At 60.0% G+C, this 5,361-nt stretch carries 7 protein-coding genes; 5 read left to right on the forward strand and 2 right to left on the reverse strand.

Annotation, left to right across the window (positions count from 1 at the left end):
• Positions 1-1,175, reverse strand: a 1,175-nt coding sequence (gene tssI, locus AACY42_RS27835) for a type VI secretion system tip protein TssI/VgrG (protein WP_339483703.1), incomplete at its 3' end; no start/stop codon positions are given.
• Between the two features lie 275 nt (positions 1,176-1,450).
• Here tssI (AACY42_RS27835) and AACY42_RS27840 point away from each other — a divergent pair.
• The 5 genes from AACY42_RS27840 to AACY42_RS27860 are packed head-to-tail and all read left to right on the forward strand — an operon-like array spanning position 1,451 to position 4,413.
• Positions 1,451-1,885, forward strand: coding sequence for a DUF1795 domain-containing protein (locus AACY42_RS27840; protein WP_339483704.1), 435 nt, complete (start codon positions 1,451-1,453; stop codon positions 1,883-1,885).
• Positions 1,886-1,939: 54 nt separating this feature from the next.
• Positions 1,940-3,205, forward strand: coding sequence for a PAAR domain-containing protein (locus AACY42_RS27845; protein ID WP_339483705.1), 1,266 nt, complete (start codon positions 1,940-1,942; stop codon positions 3,203-3,205).
• 19 nt (positions 3,206-3,224) lie between these two features.
• A complete protein-coding gene (locus AACY42_RS27850) occupies positions 3,225-3,488 on the forward strand; it encodes a hypothetical protein (protein WP_339483706.1) in 264 nt (87 codons plus the stop codon).
• 58 nt (positions 3,489-3,546) lie between these two features.
• Positions 3,547-4,080, forward strand: coding sequence for a hypothetical protein (locus AACY42_RS27855; protein WP_339483708.1), 534 nt, complete (start codon positions 3,547-3,549; stop codon positions 4,078-4,080).
• A 3-nt stretch (positions 4,081-4,083) separates the two neighbouring features.
• Positions 4,084-4,413 (forward strand): hypothetical protein, encoded by a 330-nt coding sequence (locus AACY42_RS27860; protein ID WP_339483709.1) that lies wholly within the window; start codon positions 4,084-4,086, stop codon positions 4,411-4,413.
• A 152-nt stretch (positions 4,414-4,565) separates the two neighbouring features.
• On the opposite strand, the gene tssI (AACY42_RS27865) is transcribed toward AACY42_RS27860, so the two are convergent.
• Positions 4,566-5,361 (reverse strand): type VI secretion system tip protein TssI/VgrG (gene tssI / locus AACY42_RS27865; protein ID WP_339483710.1); only part of this gene is annotated, 796 nt, incomplete at its 5' end.

Genomic DNA, 5,361 nt, shown 5'->3' on the forward strand with positions numbered 1-5,361 from the left:
TTCACCCGGCCAAACTGATCGGTCCAGATTTCCTCACCTTTGGGGCCGACCACCAACGCGGTTTGCGGGCCTTTGACGATGGGGCGGTGGGTAGTCGCCAGCGGACGATAACTTTGCTGGGCGTCGATGCAGGTCAGGCTGCTTTCGAACTGCGCCGAAGGCGCGCCGCCGCCGGTTTCGCCGCTTTCCTGGGAAATGTAGTAGCGGGCGCCGACGATCAGGTACTCGCGGTTCTGGTCCTGGCGGGTGAAGCCGGTGAGGCTGAACAGATGCCCCGAGCCCAGGCCCCGGGCGTTGCCGGCCAGTTCGACCTGTTCGTGCAGGCTCTGCAAGGCTTCGATGCGGGTGCGGGCGTAGTGTTCGCCGTCTTGGCTCTGCACGTAAGTGCCGGGGTAGTCATACAGCGGATAGTCGCCGGCGGTGTGTGGGCGTGGCATGGCCGAGCGCACGTCGATGCGCGCGCTGGGGCGCTGGAAATCGTAGTCGTTGAGCTCAAGCGAACCGGGCTGGACTTCCTGGGCCAGGTGCCAGTCGTGGATGTGGTCGCGCTCGCGCTGCTGCTCGTTCTTCGGGTAGTAGGGCACCGAGCCGTAGCCAGGGGCCGTGGTGTGGGCGCCATAGGCATCGGCCAGCACCAGCACATGGCGACCCTGCTCATGGCGGAAGAAGTAGTAGATGCCTTCCTGTTCCATCAGGCGGCTGACGAAATCGAAGCTGGTCTCGCGATACTGCACGCAGTATTCCCACTCGCGATAAGGCCGGCTCAGGGCGTCTTCGAAATCGGAAAAGCCCAGGTCGCGGAACACCTGCTTGATGATTTGCGGGATGGTGAGGTTCTGGAAAATCCGGCAATCGGAGGTGCGGGTCAGCAGCCAAAACCACGGGCGCAGGGTGGCCTGGTAACTGGCGAACTGGCCCTGGTCGACGTTCTGGCTGCAACGGGCGACGATGCCATGGAAGTAGCGCTCGCCACCGCCATCGAGCTGCAGGCTCACGCTCATGGGCTTGCCGAGCAGCTGGTTGAGGTCGATGGCGTTGTCCAGCGAGTGCAACTGCAACTCGTAGTTGAACAGCCGCCCCAATTCTTCACCGCCGCCCATGTCCTTGAGCAACAGCACCTCAGGTCCGAGGGGGCTGGTGATCTTGGCCAGGCGTGAGGCTTGGTTGAATAACATCAATTATCCCTTGTTGATGCCTTGCATTCCTGTAGGAGCTGTCGAGCAACGCGAGGCTGCAATCTTTGCCCAGACCCTTGAGTCTAAAGCGAAAGATCAAAAGATCGCAGCCTTCGGCAGCTCCTACGGGGCGCTTGATAGCTAGAGTAGTGACGCTGATCGCATAATGTAGTGCCTTACGTGAGGTAGAGGAACCCGGTTCTTGATTGTTACCAGGCATTACTTGAATATCTGCCCCTTCGCGCGTCACCTCACGTCCATGGAAAGCGATTACTGTGACCTCTTACCGCATTCAAGAAGCTGATCTCGAAATCCCCGATACCTGGCAGGACCAGAGCATCAATATTTTCAAGCTGCCGGCAGTCGGTCCTGCTAAAGAAGCCAGTTTCGTCATCAGCCGCGATGCCAGCCAGGGCGACGCTCCTTTTGCCGAGTACGTGGACCGCCAACTCAAAAGCGCGGAGCAGCAGTTGCCGGGCTTCAAGCTGGTGCAGCGCTGGGACACGGTGCTGCAAGGGCACACCACCACGTTGCTGGATTACACCTGGCAACGCGAGGGGCGCGACCTGATGCTGCGCCAGGTGTTCATCGAGCGTAAGCCCTCGGTGCTGATCACCACCTTGACCACCACACCGACTGATTTCGCCTATCACGAGCCGGCCTGGAAGCTGGCGATGCATTCGTTCAAGCCACAGCCGCCGATTGTCTGAGCATCGACACGTCCCACTGAGCAGTCATACGAATCAGTAAGGTAGATGCGCGCAATGGATGCACAGGCAGCAGCACGTCTGGGTGATGAAATAGCCCACGGGTTCGGGTTGGCCGCAATGGTCGCCGGCGCCGTGGCCGGTGCTTTGATCGGTGCCGCGGTCGTTGCCGCGACGGTCGCCACCGGCGGCGTGGCGCTGGCGATCATGGCCGGTTCGATTGCGGCCGGCGGTTTGTCGATGTTCCAGATCGTCAAGGGCCTCTCCACCATCTTCAACCTGCCCGAGCCCACCACGGGGGCGTTGATAGTGGGCAGCTTCAACGTCTACATCAACGACCGCAATGCCATGCGGGCGGGCGAAGACACGTCATCTTCCTGCACCGGGCTGCCGCTGAACCATCCGATCTGGCCCTTTCCGGTGCTGATCGCCGAAGGCAGCGCCACGGTCTTCATCAACGGCAAACCGGCCGCGCGCCTGCACAGCAAAATGGTCTGCGGTGCTCACATCAAGAGCGGCAGCCCGAATACGTTCATCGGTGGGCCGACGGTGTCGGTGGCGTTTGTCCTGGATCTTGAAGGCTGGATGCACACCGGGTTGGAGGTATTGGGGTTGTTGGCGGCCGGTGCGGCATTGGTCATGGCCGCCATGGCAGGTATCGCCGTTCTTGTCGAATTCGTGGTGGTGGGCGGGTTGATCCTGGGGGGCATGGAGCTGCTAGGCGATTTAGGTGATCGTCTGGGGCCAGGCTATCGGGACTTGCTGCAAGGTGTCGCCGGTATGGCAATGCTGGGGCTGAGTCCGAAAATGGCGAAGGCGGCCAAGCCTGCCGAACTGCCGCCGCCCAAGTACAAGCCGGGCGTGACCGAGGCCGACATTCTGGCCATGCCGAAGGGGGCTCGACCCGACGCCGACACGTACCTGTCACCGCAGTATGTGAAAGAACACCTGGGCCAGTTCGAAAACGGCGCCTCACGCTTCACCACAAAGAACAACCTGGATAAGTACGGCATCGCCCAGCGCGACGGCACGACGTTCCTGATGCCCAAGGCTGAAGCCGATCAATTGATTGCCAATGCCAAGGGCGACAAGAGGGCATTGGAGAAGGCGCTTGGGCTTCCAGAAAATACCCTGGAAAGTAGTACCCTGGTGCGGGTCGATATCCCCGCGCCTAAAGACATGAACCTGCGGATTCCTTCAGGTAACGAGGCCGGTGCTAACGAGTTCTGGATTCCTGGCGGCAAGCTGCCGACCGGTGCCAGCGAGGCGGTCATCGATGCCGGGGGCATTTTGCCCAAAGACTTCAGTTGGACGCCGCTATGACGGTAGAGGTAGGCAAGTCATGAAATTTCAAGATGTTCTGGTCAGTCGCGAGCACATGTTTTCCGTGGGCATCGAACAAGACTCGGGTCGGTTCTATGTGTCCATACCGGTCAGCAACGGCATGGCCGACTACGAGGAATACTATGAAATCAATCAGGCGGCTTTTGAGCTGTTCAGGCGTGACCCGGACGCCGCGCTACCGTTTGTGGCGCGTTGCAGAAAGCGTGAGTTGGACGAGCTATTGATTGTCCAACCGGGAACGAATCGCGGCACCGCCATCTGATCGTCGAAGGGCAAGGAAGGTGAGGCGGGCTCGCCTACACGGAGGTAGTGAGAATCCAATGAGTGCCAACCTGGACAACGTATGGCAACTGGCCCTGGCTAATGACGAGCTGGACAAATTCCTTGTCGGCGAGCGGTTCTACTTCCAAGAAGCCCAGAACGACAACGAAGAACCGCAGAACATCGTCGCGGCTTTCGATTTGCGGGTGCTGCGTTACTGGCAACAGACCCGCGACCCCCAGTTCCCTGAGCGCCTAGTGGCGGCTTTGCTCAAGATTCTCGCGAGCTATCCTGATCGTAATCGGGCGATTTATGTCGCCGCGGTGTGGGTCTGGTACTACCGGCTTTGCCTGAGCAAAAAGCAGACACAACCCGAGGGGCTTTATGCCGACCTGTTCGAGGTCGATATGGGCGCGGTGGCGCTGGCCCTCCAGCGGCAGCTTGAGCTCAACAAGGCTGAGCTCGTCCAGGACACGCGGTGGGCGGGCGGCAGCTGGAACAGCCAGAACGGCCTGTGGGCGCCGCTGATGCGCACCGCTCTGGGCGTCCGGGATCAGCTGGGCGGCCCTGACTTCGTGCCGGTCAATCGCTGAGTGATGAATGATGTGCTGAAGGCCTACGTGGAAAGAGCCGACGGTGACTCGATTCGTGTTCGAATCATGGATCACGCGCTGGATTCTCCCCTGCGTGCCATCGGGTTTTCGAATGCGGCAGAACAAGATATCTACCTTTTGCGCGTCGCGGACGACAAGCGCAAGGCTAAGGTCTTCGATGAGCTGCGTTCTTTGCGGGTGGCCTTTTCGGCGGGCAAGGAATGGTGTCCCTGCGAAGTGTTCGAATATCTCCGTGACGAGCAACTGCTGAGCGGCAAGTACTTGCGAGTCGCGTGGACGCAGCCTGGCCAATACATGCTTACGAACGCGTGATATTGCTTCCGCTGGGCTGCGTTGTAGGAGCTGTCGAGTGCAACGAGGCTGCGATCCTTCCCCAGACACTTGAGTCTCAAGCGAAAGATCAAAAGATCGTCCGAACGCGGCCCGAGCCTTCGTCAGCTCCCACAACGTTCCTGCCATGAACCTCAGCGTTTGGCCTTTGCCGGGAACAATGCTTTTACCGCCGCATCAATCACACCCTTGATGCCCTTGCCTTTGGCATCCACTTCGCCGGCGCCACCGGAGTTGAGGTCCAGACGGCCGCCGGTGTCGATGTTGCCATTGCCACTGGCGTAGATATTGAACGCGGTGCCCGAGATATTGATTTCGCCACTGGCATTGAACTCCAGCACGCTTTTGCCACACACCAGTCGAATCTGCGACCCCGCCTCCATGAGGTACTGGGTCGCGACGCTGTCGCTCTTGGTTCCGCCGACGACCAGGGCATCGTTGCGTTGTACTGCCCGCAGTCGGTCTTGGCCAATGCGTACGGTTTCGTTGTGGCCGATGCTTTTGTTGCGGTCATGGCCCACCGAATGGCTCTCGTCCACCTCGACCACGATGTCCTGGTTGCGCTCGGCATGGATGTACAGCTGCTCGGCGCCTTTCTTGTCTTCCATGCGGATTTCGTTGAAATTCGCTGGCGTGCCGCCCTTGCTCGAACGGCTTTTGGTGCCGCTCTGCGTGGCATTGGCGGGCAACGCATAGGGCACGGTTTGTTCGGCGTTATACACACGACCGGTGACGATGGGGCGGTCCGGGTCGCCTTCAAGGAAGCTGACGATCACTTCCTGGCCAATGCGCGGGATCTGCACCGAGCCCCAGTTCTTGCCGGCCCAGGATTGCGACACCCGGATCCAGCACGAGCTGTTCTCGTTGGATTGGTCGTGACGGTCCCAGTAGAAGTGCACCTTCACCCGGCCAAACTGATCGGTCCAGATT

It is taken from the genome of Pseudomonas sp. RL_5y_Pfl2_73 (assembly GCF_963970515.1).
Classification (GTDB): Bacteria; Pseudomonadota; Gammaproteobacteria; order Pseudomonadales; family Pseudomonadaceae; genus Aquipseudomonas.